Origin of the sequence: Azospirillum brasilense, from assembly GCF_003349955.1 — a bacterium.
GTDB classification, from domain to species: domain Bacteria; phylum Pseudomonadota; class Alphaproteobacteria; order Azospirillales; family Azospirillaceae; genus Azospirillum; species Azospirillum brasilense_B.
The window spans coordinates 31,154-45,913 of the sequence record NZ_QLKQ01000046.1 but is presented as its reverse complement, the minus strand read 5'-3'; the positions used below and the strand labels follow the sequence as shown (position 1 = coordinate 45,913).

Here is a 14,760-nt window from a genome sequence, read left to right as displayed (position 1 = left end):
GAACTTGTCAGGATTCGATCAGCTTCTCAAGCGTGTAGCGAAGGCGCGTCACAAGGTATTTGTTGTATTCGGTCATCAGCAGACTAGCCGTGCCCGGCCACAGCCACCAGTCGTTGAGATGCACGTTGGGGGAGGCGACGGGGTGGGGCACCACCTCGACCTCCGGGATCACCATGCGGAACTCCAGCAGGCTGCGCATCATGTGGTAATTGGCGGTGACCAGCCGCATCGAGCCGTAGCCCTGGGCGCGCAGCCAGTCCGCCGTCTCGTAGGCGTTGCCGATCGTGCTGTCCGCCGAATAGCCGAGCGTGATGCAGCATTCCATCTCGCCGGGGAACTGACGGGAGCGCTTCAGCAGCTCCTGCACCTCCAGCCCCTCGTAGACACCGGAGACGAACAGCCGGTGCGCCCGCCCGTCGGCCAGCAGTTCCAGCCCGGTGCTCAGCCGGCCGCTGCCGCCGGTCAGCACGACGATGGCGTCGGTGCTGCGGGTGGCCTCGGCGCTGCCGGGCGGCGGCGGGGTGCGGGGAATCGACGCGGCGAACCAGAACAGCCCGCCGAGCCACGCCAGCCCGCCCAGCATCGCCAGCAGCAGAAGCCGTCGCAAAGCCCGCAGGACCCGGGCGCGCCGCGAGTGGGCCATCCCTCAGCCTCCGGACGGACGGAGCGGGCGGGCGGTCACGGCATCGACTCCAGCGTGCGCAGCACCGTCCAGCGCGCGGTCAGCGCGGCCAGCAGGCAGGCGGCCAGCGGCACGGCGGCCAGCGCGGCGACCGCCCACCAGGGCGAGGTGGCGAGGTCGGGCAGCAGGCTGGCGTGGAGCCCGGCGGCGGCGTGGCCGATCCCGCCCAGCGTGCCGGCGGCCAGCAGCAGCCCGGTCATGCCGCCGCGCAGGGTCAGGCCGATGACGTGCGATTCGAACTGCCGCGCCACATAACGGTCGGTGGCCCCCATCAGGTGCAGCAGCTCCACCACATGGCGGTGGATGGCCAGGCCGGAGCGCACGGCGAAGACCACCGCCATCACGCCGGCCCCGCCGATCAGCGCCACGATGCCCAGCGCCGCCAGATGCATCGCCCCGGCGAAGCGGCGCAGGTCGGCCAGCCACACCGCGTGGTCGTCCAGCGTGGCGCCGGGGGCGGCGGAGGTCAGGCGCGCGGACAGCGCCGCCGTGTCCACCGGCCCGTTGGTCATCACGTCGATCAGCCGCGGCATCGGCAGCAGCGGGTCGGCGGCCTCCTTGCCCAGCCACGGCTCCAGAAGCCGGCCGACGTCGCCGCTGGACAGGACGCTGGCGGTCGCGATGCCGGGGGTGGCGCGCAGGACGGTCAGCGCCGCCTCCGTCCGCTCCTCCAGCGGGGCGGCCTGGGCGCTGTCGGGCAGTGGCATGATCTGCACCGTCAGCCCGCCGGCCAGACCGCTGTCCCAGCGCCGGGTCATGTCGGAGACGAGCAGGGCCCCGGCCAGCGCCAGCGCCGCCAGATAGACCATCAGCGCGGTCAGTCCCATGAGGAACCGCGAGGTCGGGTCCTTGGCCAGCGGCAGGTCGGAATTCCGGCGGGTCAGCGGCGGCAGGGCCATGGCGTGTCTCCTTTCCTCCGCGTCACGCCCAGCGCGAGGCGTGCGCCGGCAGGACGTGCAGGCGCCCGTTCTCCAGCATCAGGCGCGGGTGTTCGAAGCGGCGGATCAGCGCCTCGTTGTGCGAGGCGATGACCACGGTGGTGCCCAGCTTGTGAAGCTCCTCGAATAGGTAGAGCAGGCGCATGCCGATGCCGTCGTCCACGTTGCCGGTCGGCTCGTCCGCCAGCAGCAGGCGCGGGCGGTTGATGACCGCGCGGGCGATGGCGACGCGCTGCTGCTGCCCGCCCGACAGGGTGGAGGGCAGGGAATTCAGATGGTTGCCCAAGCCCACCCAGCGCAGGATTTCCGTGCAGTGCTCCACCACGTCCGATTCGCGCGCGCCGCCCATGCGCAGCGGCAGGGCGACGTTGTCCAGCGCCGAGAGATGGTCGAGCAGGGCGAAGTCCTGGAACACCACGCCGATCTGGCGGCGCAGCGCCGGCAGGTCGGCGCGCTTGACCCGCGCCATGTCCTTGCCGAACAGGGTGACCAGCCCGCGCGACGGGCGGAGCGCCAGATACATCAGCTTGAGCAGCGACGACTTGCCGGCCCCGCTCGCCCCCGTCATGAAGTGGAACGAGCCGGGCGGCAGGGTGAAGCTGATGTCGCGCAGCACCTCCGGCCCGGTGCCATAGCGCAGTCCCACATTCTCGAAACGGATCACGGTCCCACCAAAGGCGCAACGGAAGGCCCCGGCGGCGTCCCGCCGGGTGCGCGGATGGACAATGCACCGGCAGGGGCCGGCGCGTCCACCGCTGTCCGCCTCACCGCACCCATTGGCTTGAACGGGGCGGCCACGCGCCGCGCCCGTGCGTTCCTTGCTTCACACCCCATGACTACCTATAAGGACAGTCTGCAAATTCGGTGACAACGATCGGCATCTATGATCATCACCTGCCCGGCCTGCGACACACGGTACACTCTTGCCGATTCGGCGGTCGGTCCGCAGGGCCGGAAGGTGCGTTGCGCCCAATGCGGCCACATGTGGTGGCAGGCGCCGGAGGACGATTCCGTCTTCCACCCCGACGCGGTGACCGAGTTCCACCCGGTCCCGCCACCCTCCACGAAGACGCCGTCCTCCAAGGCGAAGGCGGCTGCCAAGCCTGCGGCGGACCCCGGCGCGCGGCGCCGGGCGCTGGTCGGCTGGGGAGCCTTCGCGGCGGTCCTGCTGGCCATCGGTGCCGCCGGTTATTTTGGGCGTTCGACCGTGGTGCGGCTGTGGCCTCCGGCCGCCCTGTTCTACGAGACGGTCGGCCTGCCGGTGGAGCCGCCGGGCACCGGCCTCCAGCTTCAGAACGTCCGCTCGGAACAGAAGACCGAGGACGGCAAGGCCGCTTTGCTGGTGGAGGGGCAGATCGTCAACGTCTCCGAGACGCTGCGCACGGTGCCGGCGCTGCGGGTCACCGCGCTGGGCGCCGACCGCCAGCCGTTGCGGAACTGGACCGTCACGCCGGTGCCGCCGCAGATCCTTCCCGGTGAGATCGCCACCTTCCGCGATGTCCAGGCGGACGCCGCCGGGGTGCTGGAGGTCATGATCACCTTCGACGGCGGTCGCTGAGGCGGGCGCCGGGTGCAGTTCCGTTATGGCGCGTAGCCCCGGATGATCAGGGAGACCGCGCCGTCGACGATCCGGGTCAGCTGCTCCTCGGTCGGGCGTTCCGACAGGCACAGCATGAAGCGCAGATGCGTGTGCGACTTGACGAGGCCGACGAACTGCTCCGCCGCGAGATGCGGGTCGGGGATGCGCAGCAGGCCGCGGCGGTCGAGGTCGGTCATGAAGGCGCTGATGTGCTCCATGGTGCGGGCCGGGCCCGCCTCGTAGAAGGCGCTCGCCAGCTCGGGGAAGCGGTGCGCCTCGCCGACGACCACGCGGTAGCCGGCCAGCGCCTGCGGCGACAGGATCATCGTCACGAATTGGCGGGCGATCAGGCGCAGCCCGTCGGCCATGTCGAGCGCGCGCGCCTCCTCGCAGACGGCGGCCATCGCGTGACCCTTGCACTCGCGGGCGACCATGACGCGGAACAGCTCGTCCTTGCTGCCGAAATGGGCGTAGAGCGTCGCCTTGGACACGTTGGCCGTCTTGGCGATGGCGTCCATGCTGACGGCGCCGTAGCCATGGTCCAGGAACAGCTTTCCGGCGGCCTCCAGGATCTGCGCGGGCTTCGATCCTGCCTCCGGGGTGGGGGCGACCAGCGTGCTCATGCGTTCCTCATGTCCTGAAGCCGGGTGTCCTGAAACCGGCTTTGCGTCCTGTTCTACCACGGTGCCGGCGGAGCCTGCAGGGCTTCGTGCGCCGAGTCCCCGCTGCCGTAACGCGTTCCGCATTCAACCACAATCCCAAACGTTAAAACTAGACCGTTCAGTTCACTCTTGACAACAGGTAGGCCCGCGATCATGTTTTCGCAAGACTAAACTGAACGGTTCAGTTCCGGCGAGGCGGCGGTCAAGCCGGCCCGAGGCCAGGGACGAACCGAAACGGGTGGGCTGGATTGCGATGGTCAAGGCCGTGCGGAAGATCGTTCTGTCGGGTGTGGCGGTGGCGGCGCTGGCCGGTGGCGGCTACGCCGGCTGGGAGTGGTGGACCGAGGGACGCTTCTTCGAGTCGACCGACAACGCCTACGTCCACAGCGACATCACGGTGGTGAGCCCCAAGGTCTCCGCCTATGTGCGGGACGTCCGGGTGGCGGAGAACCAGCAGGTGGCCGCGGGCGACGTGCTGGCGGTTCTCGACGACCAGGATTTCCGCGCCAAGGTGGCGGAGGCCGAGGCCAACGTCGCCGCGCAGAGGGCGGCGCTCGGCACCCTCGACAGCAAGCTGCAGCTCCAGAAGGCGATCATCGATCAGGCCGCCGCCTCGGTCGCCAGCGCCGAGGCCGAGCAGCGCCGCGCCCAGCAGGATTTCGACCGCACCCGCGCGCTCGCCAGCGACAGCTGGGCCAGCCGCCAGAAGTTCGAGACGGCCGACGCCGACCTGCGCAAGGCGACGGCGGAGACCGCCCGCAGCCGTGCGGCGCTGGTCGCGGAGCAGGATCAGGTCGGCGTGCTGAACGCCAGCCGCAGCGAGACCGACGCCCGCCTGCGTCAGGCGGAGGCCGCCCTGCAGACCGCGCGCAACGATCTGAACAATACGGTCATCCGCGCCCCGGTGGACGGGGTGGTCGGCAACCGCGGCGTCCAGGTCGGCCAGTACGCGCGTCCGGGCGTGCAACTTCTCTCGCTGGTGCCGCTGCCCGACGTCTATGTGGTCGCCAACTTCAAGGAGACGCAGCTCGCCCGCATGCGCCCCGGCCAGCCGGTGACGGTGGAGGTGGACGCCTATCCGGACAAGCATCTGCTCGGCCGGGTGGAGAGCTTCGCCCCGGCGTCGGGCTCGCAGTTCAGCCTGCTGCCGCCGGAGAACGCGACCGGCAACTTCACCAAGATCGTGCAGCGCGTGCCCGTGCGCATCGCTCTGCCGCGCGACAGCGCCTTGTCCGGCCTGCTGCGTCCCGGCCTGTCGGTGGTGGCCGAGGTCGACACCCGTGGCGCCGAGGAGCAGCCGCACGACAGGGGCACCGTCATGGGCGCGCTGGTGCCCGGCCGGACGGTCGCGTCGAAGTAACCGCGCCGACACCCGTTTTCCGTTCCAATCTCTTTCGTCCTGGAGAGGGCGACCATGACCGCCGTCACCAACGACGACACCCCCACCGCCCGCGCCGCCAATCCCCCGGCGGACGCGGGTGGCGAGACCGCCGCGCCCCGGCTCCAAGCTCCCCCGCCCCCCGCGGGCCGGGGCGCGGCGGCTCCTTCCCCTTCCAACGCAGGACCCGGCGCCGGGCCGCGCCCGGTGACCACCCGCGACTGGCTGGGCTTCCTGTCCATGGTCGTCGGCATGTTCATGGCGATCCTGGACATCCAGATCGTCTCCAGCTCCCTGTCGGAGATCCAGGCGGGCCTCGCGGCCAGCGCCGACGAAATCTCGTGGGTGCAGACCTCCTACCTCATCGCCGAGGTGGTGATGATCCCGCTGTCCGGCATGCTGGCGCGGATTCTCTCCACCCGCGTGCTGTTCACCATCGCCGCCGCCGGCTTCACCCTGACCAGCGTCGCCTGCGCCTTCACCTCCAGCATCGAATCGATGATCGTGTGGCGGGCGCTCCAGGGCTTCATCGGCGGCGCGATGATCCCGACCGTCTTCGCCACCAGCTTCTCCCTGTTCCCGCCGGAGAAGCGGGCCGGCGTGTCGGTGATGATCGGTCTGGTCGCCACCATGGCGCCGACCCTCGGTCCGACTTTGGGCGGCTGGCTGACCCAGAGCTTCTCCTGGCACTGGCTGTTCCTGGCCAATGTGCTGCCGGGCATCGCCGTGACCTCGCTGGTGTGGACGCTGGTCGACGTGGACAAGCCCAACCCGGCGCTGCGCAAGGGCTTCGACTTCATCGGGCTGGGGCTGATGGCCGCCTTTCTGGGCAGCCTGGAGTTCGTGGTCGAGGAAGGCCCGCGCCAGGACTGGTTCCAGGACGAGTATGTGGCGATCTTCGCCGTGGTCGCCGCGGTGGCCGCCGTCGGCTTCTTCTGGCGGGTCCTGACCTACGGCAACCCGATCGTCGAGCTGCGCGCCTTCCTGGACCGCAACTTCGCCATCGGCTCGCTCTACAGCTTCATCATCGGCATCGGGCTCTACGGGGCGGTCTATTTGCAGCCGCTGTTCCTGGCGCGGGTGCGCGGGCTGAACAGTTTGCAGATCGGCACGATCATGTTCGTGACCGGCGCCTTCCAATTCCTGTCCGCGCCGATCGCCGGGGCGCTGTCGAAGAAGATGGATCTGCGGGTGATGCTGGCGCTGGGACTGTGCCTGTTCGGCACGGGCGTCTGGCTGAACGCCCACCTGACCAACCAGTCCGGCTTCTGGGAGCTGTTCCTGCCGCAGGCGGTGCGCGGCCTGTCGCTGATGCTGTGCTTCATCCCGGTGAACACCATCGCGCTCGGCACCCTGCCGCCGGAGCAGCTCAAGAACGCGTCGGGCCTCTACAACCTGATGCGCAACCTGGGCGGCGCCATCGGGCTGGCAGCGATCAACACCGTGCTGCTGGAACGGTCGGCCCTGCACATGAACCGGCTGGGCGACAACCTGAACCTCGCCCGCCCGCTGGTGCAGGAGACGCTGGACGGGCTGGCGGCCAAGTTCGACGGGCTGGTCGCCGACCCGCAGGCCGCCGCCATGAAGACGCTGGCCCGCATGGTCGAGCGCGAGGCCCTGGTGCTGACCTTCAACGACTGCCTGCTGCTGATGGCCGGCGTGTTCTTCGCCGGGCTCCTGCTGATGCCGCTGGTGCGGCGTCCGGGCGGCAAGCCGGCGGCGGCGGATCACTGATCGCGGTGACACCGTCGTCGCGCCGGTGAAGCGTCCCGGTGACCGACGCCTGTCTTCGTGCTATAGGGCAGGCCGTCGCGTCGAAGGGTCTTATCCGCCGTCATGAGCAAGCGCCAATACACCCGCGCCGAGGTCAAGGAACTGCTGTCCGCGCTGGAGCGCCAGTGCCGGGAGGCGTCGAAGCTCGCCCAGCTGGCCGAGCACGAGGCGAGCAAGCACAGCTTCGGCGCCTACCGCGAATTCCGCGACAAGGTGGGCGAGTTCCAGGCGCTGGTCATCCTGATCGAGCAGCGGCTGCGCAACCTCGTGGACACCCGCTCCGACGATCTGCGCGACCAGTTCGAACGGCTGGACACGGTGATGCTGGCCCTTCTGGTGCGGGCCAGCATGCGCTTCTTCTTCGTGCTGTCGGCCAACCCGATCCTGCCGATGGGCGCCCGCGAGATCTTCGTGGCGGAGCTGCGCAGCCTGCACGACGCCCACGAGAAGCTGAAGCGCCCCAACTACGCCGGCAAGCTCGGCGCGGATCTGGAGCGCGATCTGGAGACCGCCTCCCTGATCCTGGAGGAAATCATCGACAAGGCGCCGAGCCTGCTCAACTTCCGTGGGGGATGACGCCTGGATTAGAGGGAGCGGGCAAGGCGCACACCAAATTAGGGCTCCCTCAACGTGATCCACGCGGCAATGAGCGTTCCTGAAAGTCATCAGAAATGCGTGTTGCGTGCAACGTGAGCGGCCTCGTAAGATGTATTTCGCTCTCTATGGGCGAGTAATATGCTTTAATGCGTTCGCATGAGTGTGGCGGGGACGGGTCATGCCGATTGGGTCCTTCGTGTATGATCGATGGCGGCGCCATGGTCCGGCGCTTCTGGCGGTGATCGTAGCGGTCCTGGCCGGTACCTACATCGTTCTAGCCGTGCGGCCGTTTGCCCCGCCTTTGCCGGAGAGCCAAACTGAAAGCCTCGCGAAGTCTTGGAATGATGGGATTGCCAAGCTCGGGATCATTCCCGTGTTCCCACCGGAAGAGGACGTGAATGTCGGCGACGTATGGGCGGTGATTGCTGAAACGGAGGACATGCCGTTGCTGGGGCGCGGCTTGCGTGTGGCACATCTCAGTCTGCGCAACGAATTGCTGCGCGAACAAAATAATCGCTTCCAATTTTCGGAAACGTCGGATGTTACCAATGATGGAAAGATCCGACGGCAGACCAGTGCAGAAATCGCAAACGCCGCTCCCGGTGACCGTATTCAACTGACCATAGCGGCGTTTCCTGGAATAACGATACGGCGCTCCAACCAAGCAACCGGCTCCATGGATTTGTCCTTTGCTGGTCTCAGTGCGGGACGCGAGGAAAGCATGGTGGAGGAGGTTCGCATTCCCGTTGCCGAAACCTATGGTGTTCCAGTGGCAGCGGCGGTGGTGCGGCTCGACCAATGGTGCAGCGATTCCAAGACACAACTTCTATGCTCGGATGCTTTCGTGCGCAGAGCACTGGCTTACGGAGTTGACCGGAGAGTCCTGGCAACCCGTAACGGCGAGTACATTGCAAAGCTTAATATCCACTTTATAAACCGTGTGTTTCTCACGCGGGAAATCGAGCACAGGCGGATGCGCGAGGGAGCGATCAAAGCCGCCGGAGATTCCACTGTGGCTTTTGTGCGTGCATCCGATGTCCCCAGCCCGCCCGGATCGGCGGAGACCGGTGGTGAGGCCAGTACGCGCAACGGTGGCGACGCTCCGCCCGGAGGTTTCCTGGTTCATGGGAAGAATGCCCGTGCCGACAGTTCCGAATTTCTGCTGCGCCAGTCCTTTCAGCGTCCTATCGCCTTCGGGTTCCGGGCGATCACCTTCGCGCTGGAGCCAAGCACCCCTTCGAATGTGAGTGTCCCATGACCAGAATCCTGACCATTGCCTCGGCTGCCATCGTCGTGCTCTGGCTTCCAGAGGGGCGCTTGCAGGCTGCGGATGCCCTGAACGTCGAAACCTGCGAACCGCAGCCCGATTGCCGGCTCCTCTTCTCCACAAAGTCGCCCGGAGTACACGGCAGAGGGATCACGAGCCGTGGATTGTCTGACGCTCCGTCGCCAACGGGGACGGCAAAACTGGGCGGTAATACCCTTGAACAGACTTCTCCCAGCACTCAGGACATGCTGAAGAACGCGAAGCCGGATACTTACCGTTTACCGTCCATCGACTCGATGCAGAAGAAAATGCAGATGCAGACCCGATAGTGACGGGGTCAAGCTGGGCTACCGCTGGATCAGCGCGCTTTCCTTGCCGGACAGAACGAACACCTTGGCGTAGCTCTTGAGGAGCGCGTCGATCAGCGCGTTGACCTTCGGGCTGGACATGGCGCGCGGCTTGGCCGGATCGACGTGGAGGACGCAGCTGTCCTTCACATCGTTGAAGGCGGCCAGGGCGTTGATGCGGTCGGGCCGGAATTCGTCGGGGAAAGCCTCATCCATCAGCCAGAAGCATTGGAAGTTCCGGCAGGACTGCGGGCGCTCCTCATAGACGGTGCAACCCTTGCCCTGGTCGCAGGACACGCACCATTTGGCCGACGGCTTCTTCAGTTCGGGCACGCCCATCAGCTTGCAGCACAGCGTGCATTCTCCGCAGTCGCGCTCGGCCATAACGCAAAATCCTGATCTGTCCCGGTGAAAGAGCGCGGACACTCGCACAAAGGGCGGTGCCGGGGAAAGTGTCCGTTGGATGGGGGAAGCGCCCCAGTGGACCGGATCGGCCGCTGGGTACCGCCGGGGCGCTCCGGCGGCCCCTCTAAGGATGCGCTTTCCGGCCGGTGTCCTGGGCGATGAACGGCTTGTCCGTTCCTTTCTCCCATTCGTCCAGATACTCCGCCTTTTTCGCATCCACGCTTTGCATGTTGGCGCGCGCCCAATCATGCGACGCTGGCGTGTTTTCCACCCAAGTGCAGGATTTCAAATCGCTCTCCAGCTCGGACGAGGAGGCTGGAACCGGCTCCAGGGAAAAACGGGCTTTCCACATTCCAAGCCGTGGAACGACGCGGGCGTAGTAAATTTGATCCGCCGCGAAATCGGCATCCATGAAATCGGCCGATTCACCGACAACCATCAGGCGTCGCTTGCCCGCGGGGGCTTCATAGGCGATCTTCTTTCCAGCGGAAACGATGCCGACGAATTCGGAATTCCCGGTCGTTATGTCGTAGACCGACGACTGAATGGCGCCGCCAAAGAACGAGGGCCGCATCAGGACAAGCGTTGCGGCGTTTTCCGCGGGCTTGGTCGCCGCAACGGGCTCCGGCGCATCACGCATGTGCGAGCTGGCGCAGGCATTGAGCAGAAGCATCGTGCCTATTGCTAAAAACGCCGCGCGAAATTTCCCCATGGCCATTGTTTTTTCCCGCTGTTTCCATTCTTGGGCTGAGTGATGCGGCACCCCATGGACGCGTTCGGAAGGAAAGGTCCTCTTCATCACCGCAGATTGCAATTCTTGATGGTTCAATCGTGCGAAATCAAGCGATTGGTTTTCATGAATTCGCGATCGATCAACCTGAGGGGGATGTCGGGGCGGACGGGATTCGCGGCGCGGGAGCAAACGCCGCGCCGAAGCCTTGTCAGGCAATCCCCCTCTACGCCAGGCTGGGCAGGACCAGCGGTTCCTCCGCCTCGCGGAGCAGCAGCGCCTCGATGGCGTCGGCGGGGGCCGGGCGGGCATAGAGATAGCCCTGGGCGTACTTGCACATGATGTCGCGCAGGAACTCCGACTCCATCTCGGTCTCCACGCCTTCGGCCACCGCCTCCATGCCCAGGATGGCGGCCAGGGTGGCGATCACCTGCACGATGGCGGCGTTGCCCTCGCCCGACGAGATGGCCTGGACGAAGCTGCGGTCGATCTTCAGCGTGTCGGCCGGGAACTTGTGCAGGTAGGACAGCGACGAATAGCCGGTGCCGAAATCGTCGATGGACAGGCGCACGTCCATGTCGCGGATGCCCTGCATCAGCACCCGGCACTTGGCGGGGTCCTTCATCAGCAGGCTTTCCGTGATCTCCAGCTTCAGGCTCGACGGCGGAACCCCGCTTTCCTGGAGAACCTCGCTGACCAGCCCGATCAGGTCGTCGTCGCTGAACTGGCGGGAGGAGACGTTCACGCTCATGAACAGCGGGGCGGGGCGGGGGAAGCGGGTCTGCCACTGGCCGAGCTGGCGCGCCGCCTCGCGCAGCGCCCAGCGGCCCATCGGGACGATCAGCCCCGATTCCTCGGCCAGCGGAATGAACTCGCCCGGCGGGACCAGCCCGCGCTGCGGGTGCTTCCAGCGCATCAGCGCCTCGAACCCGGCGATGTGCCCGGAGGACAGGGCGACGATCGGCTGGTAGTAGAGGACGAGCTGGTTCTGCTCCAGCGCCGTGCGCAGGTCGGTTTCCGTGCGCATCTGGGCCATCGCCTGACGGCGCAGGTTGCTGTCGAACACGTCGATGCGCGCCCGCCCGCCCGACTTGGCCCGGTACATGGCGAGGCTGGCGTCGCGCAGCATCTCCTCCGCCCGGTCGTAGCCGGAAACGCTGAGCGCGATGCCGATGGAGGCCGACAGGACGAGTTCGTGCCCGTCCAGGGCCAGGGGACGGGCGACGGCCTCGCCCATGCGCTCCGCCGCGGACAGGGCGTCGCCCACGTCGTCGATGCCGTCCAGCAGAACGGCGAATTCGTCCGCCGACAGGCGGGCCAGCGTGTCGCCCATGCGGCGGGTCTCGTCCAGCCGCTCCGCGATGGTCTTCAGCAGACGGTCGCCGACGCTGGACCCCAGCGCGTCGTTGATCGACTTGAAGCGGTCGAGATCGACGAAGATGACGGCGAAGGCCTTGCCACCGGCCCGCCGGTTGCGGTCCAGCGCCTGCCCGATGCGATCCAGCAGCAGGGTCCGGTTGGGCAGCCCGGTCATGCCGTCGTGGAAGGCGTCGAACAGAAGCTGCTGCTCCGCCCGCTTCTGGGCGGTGATGTCGGTCATCGAACCGGCGATTCGCACCGACCGGCCCGACCCGTCGCGAACGGCGAGCCCGCGGACCAGCATCCACAGCTCGTCCCCGTCGGCGGCGCTGATGCGGAAGACATGCTGGAGATGCTCGCGCTCGCCGCTCAGGTGCAGGTCGATGGCGGTGCGCAGCCCGGCCAGATCGTCGGGGTGCACGCGGTCGAACCATTCGCCGATCCGGTTGGACAGGCTCTCCGCGGCGCAGCCGAGCATGGCCGCCCAGCGCGGGGAGTAGTAGACCTCGCCCGTGTCCAGCCGCCAGTCCCACAGCCCGTCGTTGGCGCCGGCGGCGGCCAGCGCGTAGCGCTCCTCGCTCTGCAGCAGGCGCCGCTCGGCGGTCTTGCGGTCGGTGACGTCGGCCTGGCTGCCGACCAGCCGCACCGGGCGGCCCTGGGCACCCAGGACGGCGATGCCGCGGCAGGCCATCCAGCGGGTGCCGCCGTCGGCGTGGCGCACGCGGTATTCGATCTGGAACACGGTGTCGTCGCCGCCCAGCGCGTCCAGCGCCGCGCGCAGCGGCGGGCGATCGTCGGGATGGACGCGCTCCATCCATTCGTCGGGACTGCTGCCGACGCTGCCCACCTCCAGACCGAGGAGCGACAGCCAGCGCGGCGAGTAATAGACGGTTCCGGTTTCGAGATCCCAATCCCACAGCCCGTCGTTGCTGGCCGCGGCGGCGAGCGCGTAGCGCTCCTCGCTCCGGCGCAGCTGGCGTTCGGCGTGCTTGCGGTCGGTGATGTCGGCGACCGACCCGACGAGGCGGACCGGATCGCCCGATTCGTCGGGAACCGCCATGCCGCGGCAGACCAGCCAGCGCCAGCCGGACTCGCCGTCGTCCGGCGACAAGCCGCCGTCCGGCGACGATAAGCCGGTGCCGGCGCGGCGGACGCGGTGTTCGATCTGGAAAGGCAGCGAGACGCCGACCATCTGGCCTTCGAAGGAGGCGTACAGCCAGTCGATGTCCTCAGGGTGGACGCGGTCGAGCCAATCTTCCGGGCGATTGACGTCGCCCGGCGGCAGGTCGAGAAACTCCTTGAAGCGGGGAGACAGGAACATCGTATCGTTGCGAAGGTCCCAGTCCCAGACGCCTTCGGAGCCGGCTTTCTCGGCCAGCAGATATCGCTCGATCGTGCTGCTCAATGCCCCCTCACCGCCGCGGCGTGCCCGCATCCTGTGACTCGCAACATAGTGCCCGAATGGTGAATGAGAAATGAAGCTGAATGCGCATGAACGGTCCGCTTGCCCCACAGCGGTCGCGTGCGAGCTCGTGCCACTCGTGCGCCGCACGATTTTTCGGCCAGTCCGGAAGGCCGGTCCGGAAGGCGGAAGCGCGAGGAACTCCCAGTCGTCGCCAGTAATGCGAGACCGATTCGGCTGATCACTGCGTTGGTGTGCAAACAAAAGCGATAATTGACGTTGTCTAAGTGCATGAACTAGATTGTTGGTCGAGCTTAAAAGTGAATGCTCTGGTATGTTTGCGTATCTTTGAGAAAACTGCGCTTTCATGGGTTGCCGGATGGAAAATTCGAATACAAAAAGAGCTGCCTACCGAGAGCAGCTCCCCAAGAAGAATTTTGATCATGCCTCCTCCTGGTTCGCGGTTGCCGCTGGACTGGCCTCCATATTGAGCTTGTTTGTGTCCCCGGTTTGGTTTCCGCAGGATTGGGTCGGGGTGGTGTATGCGGTTTCCGTTGTCTCTCTTTTGTTGGCGTCCTTGTTTTATATCATTGTTCGCGAGCAGCAGAAGCTTCATCGCTACGCGCAAGCGGTTCTTCATTTGCATTATGCCTGCCATATTGCCCGCGATTATGTGGCGGAGCTTCATCTGGGGCAGGATCCAAGCCTTGATGAGCTTCTTTCCAACATCGCAAGCAGTCTCGCAAATTGTTTTACCCTGATCACCGGAAAGCACTGCCGAGTTTCTATAAAAGAGCTGCAGAAGCAGGGCGACGACAACAAATTTCTTGTCGCGGTTGTCAAGGAGGACATTCTGTCATCAAAGCGACGGTCGGTTGCGATGAGGCCCATGTCCCTTCATGAATTTACGAGTTTGAAGAACATATTTTACGGATTGGATGGTTGTAGCCGATATTATCTTCGAAACAATCTGATCCGGGAGTGGCGAATCCATAAGTATCACAACGGGGCGTTCTCAATCGTCGGAGAGCCAGAGATCCGTACGTTCCTGGGGTTTTCCAAGGTTGTCGGATGGAAGCTGCCCTTCAAGAGCACACTTGCCGTGCCAATCCGATTTCAATACGGGGATGGTATAAAGTATGAAACGACCCCGGAAAATAAGCCGTCTCTGCAAGGTCATGTTCAAGATGACTATTGGGGATTCGTCTGTGTGGATTGTGAGAGCAGCCGCGCATTTGACAGAAGATATTGTCCAGAGCTGGCGAGTGCCTACGCGGATGTGCTTTATACGGTTCTTAGCCAGACGAAAAGCCACATGGCTTCCCACAGAAGGCTTATTGCTTTCCCTGCAAGGGTTGACTAGGTATCGTCTGTTTTTCTTGTGATGCGATCCATGGAGTGTTCGATGGAGATCGATGTCAGCGGCGATGCGGATGTGCCTCTCGGCTTATCCCAGCCCCCGCGCTCCAACCAGGGCCGGTTGACGGTAAGGGTGGAGCCGATAAAGGTTCAGTCAGAGGACGAGACATCCTTCAAGGTCTTCGTGACCGTGAAGGGTACGGAAGGCGCCCACGATATAGACATGCACAGAACATACAACATAAACAGTATTTCGGCGCTTTTGGATTCTTCATCTTAGGC

The 14,760-nt window shown here is 65.7% G+C and carries 15 protein-coding genes; 8 read left to right on the top strand and 7 right to left on the bottom strand.

Annotation, left to right across the window (positions count from 1 at the left end; genetic code table 11):
• Positions 1-7: 7 nt before the first annotated feature.
• From DXK32_RS19815 to ftsE, 3 genes are read right to left on the bottom strand one after another with little or no spacing between them, the layout of a single operon-like run.
• On the bottom strand, positions 8-643 hold the full coding sequence (locus DXK32_RS19815; protein ID WP_114860075.1) for a YdcF family protein: 636 nt from the start codon (positions 641-643) through the stop codon (positions 8-10).
• 35 nt (positions 644-678) lie between these two features.
• Positions 679-1,581 (bottom strand): cell division protein FtsX, encoded by a 903-nt coding sequence (locus tag DXK32_RS19810; protein ID WP_114860074.1) that lies wholly within the window; start codon positions 1,579-1,581, stop codon positions 679-681.
• 22 nt (positions 1,582-1,603) lie between these two features.
• On the bottom strand, positions 1,604-2,284 hold the full coding sequence (ftsE, locus tag DXK32_RS19805) for a cell division ATP-binding protein FtsE (RefSeq protein ID WP_109070314.1): 681 nt from the start codon (positions 2,282-2,284) through the stop codon (positions 1,604-1,606).
• Between the two features lie 219 nt (positions 2,285-2,503).
• On the opposite strand from ftsE, the gene DXK32_RS19800 reads away from it, so the two are divergent.
• Complete coding sequence (locus DXK32_RS19800; protein ID WP_114860073.1) at positions 2,504-3,178, top strand: zinc-ribbon domain-containing protein; 675 nt, start codon at positions 2,504-2,506, stop codon at positions 3,176-3,178.
• A 23-nt stretch (positions 3,179-3,201) separates the two neighbouring features.
• On the opposite strand, the gene DXK32_RS19795 is transcribed toward DXK32_RS19800, so the two are convergent.
• On the bottom strand, positions 3,202-3,822 hold the full coding sequence (locus tag DXK32_RS19795) for a TetR/AcrR family transcriptional regulator (protein ID WP_114860072.1): 621 nt from the start codon (positions 3,820-3,822) through the stop codon (positions 3,202-3,204).
• A 292-nt stretch (positions 3,823-4,114) separates the two neighbouring features.
• Between DXK32_RS19795 and DXK32_RS19790 the strand changes: the two genes are divergently transcribed.
• From DXK32_RS19790 to DXK32_RS32260, 5 genes are all read left to right on the top strand, one after another.
• Entirely contained in the window at positions 4,115-5,221 is a 1,107-nt protein-coding gene (locus DXK32_RS19790) for an HlyD family secretion protein (protein WP_114860071.1), read from the top strand.
• Positions 5,222-5,275: 54 nt separating this feature from the next.
• Positions 5,276-6,973 carry a DHA2 family efflux MFS transporter permease subunit gene (locus DXK32_RS19785; RefSeq protein WP_247877244.1) on the top strand — a complete coding sequence of 566 codons (1,698 nt, stop codon included), beginning with the start codon at positions 5,276-5,278 and terminating at the stop codon, positions 6,971-6,973.
• A gap of 102 nt (positions 6,974-7,075) precedes the next feature.
• Positions 7,076-7,588 (top strand): hypothetical protein, encoded by a 513-nt coding sequence (locus DXK32_RS19780; RefSeq protein ID WP_109070310.1) that lies wholly within the window; start codon positions 7,076-7,078, stop codon positions 7,586-7,588.
• Between the two features lie 199 nt (positions 7,589-7,787).
• Entirely contained in the window at positions 7,788-8,867 is a 1,080-nt protein-coding gene (locus DXK32_RS32265) for a hypothetical protein (RefSeq protein WP_162801262.1), read from the top strand.
• Entirely contained in the window at positions 8,864-9,205 is a 342-nt protein-coding gene (locus DXK32_RS32260; RefSeq protein ID WP_162801261.1) for a hypothetical protein, read from the top strand. Before DXK32_RS32265 ends, DXK32_RS32260 begins: the two co-directional genes overlap by 4 nt.
• Positions 9,206-9,223: 18 nt before the next feature.
• Here DXK32_RS32260 and DXK32_RS19775 read toward each other — a convergent pair whose 3' ends face one another.
• The 3 genes from DXK32_RS19775 to DXK32_RS19765 all read right to left on the bottom strand — a co-directional run bounded on the left by DXK32_RS19775 (position 9,224) and on the right by DXK32_RS19765 (position 13,122).
• Positions 9,224-9,607: a hypothetical protein gene (locus DXK32_RS19775; protein ID WP_114860070.1), complete on the bottom strand. Its 384-nt coding sequence runs from the start codon at positions 9,605-9,607 to the stop codon at positions 9,224-9,226.
• 145 nt (positions 9,608-9,752) lie between these two features.
• Positions 9,753-10,577 (bottom strand): hypothetical protein, encoded by an 825-nt coding sequence (locus DXK32_RS19770; RefSeq protein ID WP_205215772.1) that lies wholly within the window; start codon positions 10,575-10,577, stop codon positions 9,753-9,755.
• A 7-nt stretch (positions 10,578-10,584) separates the two neighbouring features.
• A complete protein-coding gene (locus DXK32_RS19765) occupies positions 10,585-13,122 on the bottom strand; it encodes a sensor domain-containing protein (protein WP_114860069.1) in 2,538 nt (845 codons plus the stop codon).
• A gap of 376 nt (positions 13,123-13,498) precedes the next feature.
• On the opposite strand from DXK32_RS19765, the gene DXK32_RS32255 reads away from it, so the two are divergent.
• Positions 13,499-14,482: a hypothetical protein gene (locus tag DXK32_RS32255; protein WP_162801259.1), complete on the top strand. Its 984-nt coding sequence runs from the start codon at positions 13,499-13,501 to the stop codon at positions 14,480-14,482.
• A 42-nt stretch (positions 14,483-14,524) separates the two neighbouring features.
• Positions 14,525-14,758: a hypothetical protein gene (locus tag DXK32_RS19760; protein ID WP_162801257.1), complete on the top strand. Its 234-nt coding sequence runs from the start codon at positions 14,525-14,527 to the stop codon at positions 14,756-14,758.
• The last annotated feature ends 2 nt before the right edge of the window (positions 14,759-14,760 follow it).

What these genes read in the sequence shown, in the direction of transcription:
- DXK32_RS19815 (WP_114860075.1), bottom strand. Translation starts at nt 643, where the DNA reads ATGGCCCACTCGCGGCGCGCCCGGGTCCTGCGGGCTTTGCGACGGCTT.
- DXK32_RS19810 (WP_114860074.1), bottom strand. Translation starts at nt 1,581, where the DNA reads ATGGCCCTGCCGCCGCTGACCCGCCGGAATTCCGACCTGCCGCTGGCC.
- DXK32_RS19800 (WP_114860073.1), top strand. Translation starts at nt 2,504, where the DNA reads ATGATCATCACCTGCCCGGCCTGCGACACACGGTACACTCTTGCCGAT.
- DXK32_RS19795 (WP_114860072.1), bottom strand. Translation starts at nt 3,822, where the DNA reads ATGAGCACGCTGGTCGCCCCCACCCCGGAGGCAGGATCGAAGCCCGCG.
- DXK32_RS19790 (WP_114860071.1), top strand. Translation starts at nt 4,115, where the DNA reads ATGGTCAAGGCCGTGCGGAAGATCGTTCTGTCGGGTGTGGCGGTGGCG.
- DXK32_RS19785 (WP_247877244.1), top strand. Translation starts at nt 5,276, where the DNA reads ATGACCGCCGTCACCAACGACGACACCCCCACCGCCCGCGCCGCCAAT.
- DXK32_RS19780 (WP_109070310.1), top strand. Translation starts at nt 7,076, where the DNA reads ATGAGCAAGCGCCAATACACCCGCGCCGAGGTCAAGGAACTGCTGTCC.
- DXK32_RS32265 (WP_162801262.1), top strand. Translation starts at nt 7,788, where the DNA reads ATGCCGATTGGGTCCTTCGTGTATGATCGATGGCGGCGCCATGGTCCG.
- DXK32_RS32260 (WP_162801261.1), top strand. Translation starts at nt 8,864, where the DNA reads ATGACCAGAATCCTGACCATTGCCTCGGCTGCCATCGTCGTGCTCTGG.
- DXK32_RS19775 (WP_114860070.1), bottom strand. Translation starts at nt 9,607, where the DNA reads ATGGCCGAGCGCGACTGCGGAGAATGCACGCTGTGCTGCAAGCTGATG.
- DXK32_RS32255 (WP_162801259.1), top strand. Translation starts at nt 13,499, where the DNA reads ATGGAAAATTCGAATACAAAAAGAGCTGCCTACCGAGAGCAGCTCCCC.
- DXK32_RS19760 (WP_162801257.1), top strand. Translation starts at nt 14,525, where the DNA reads ATGGAGATCGATGTCAGCGGCGATGCGGATGTGCCTCTCGGCTTATCC.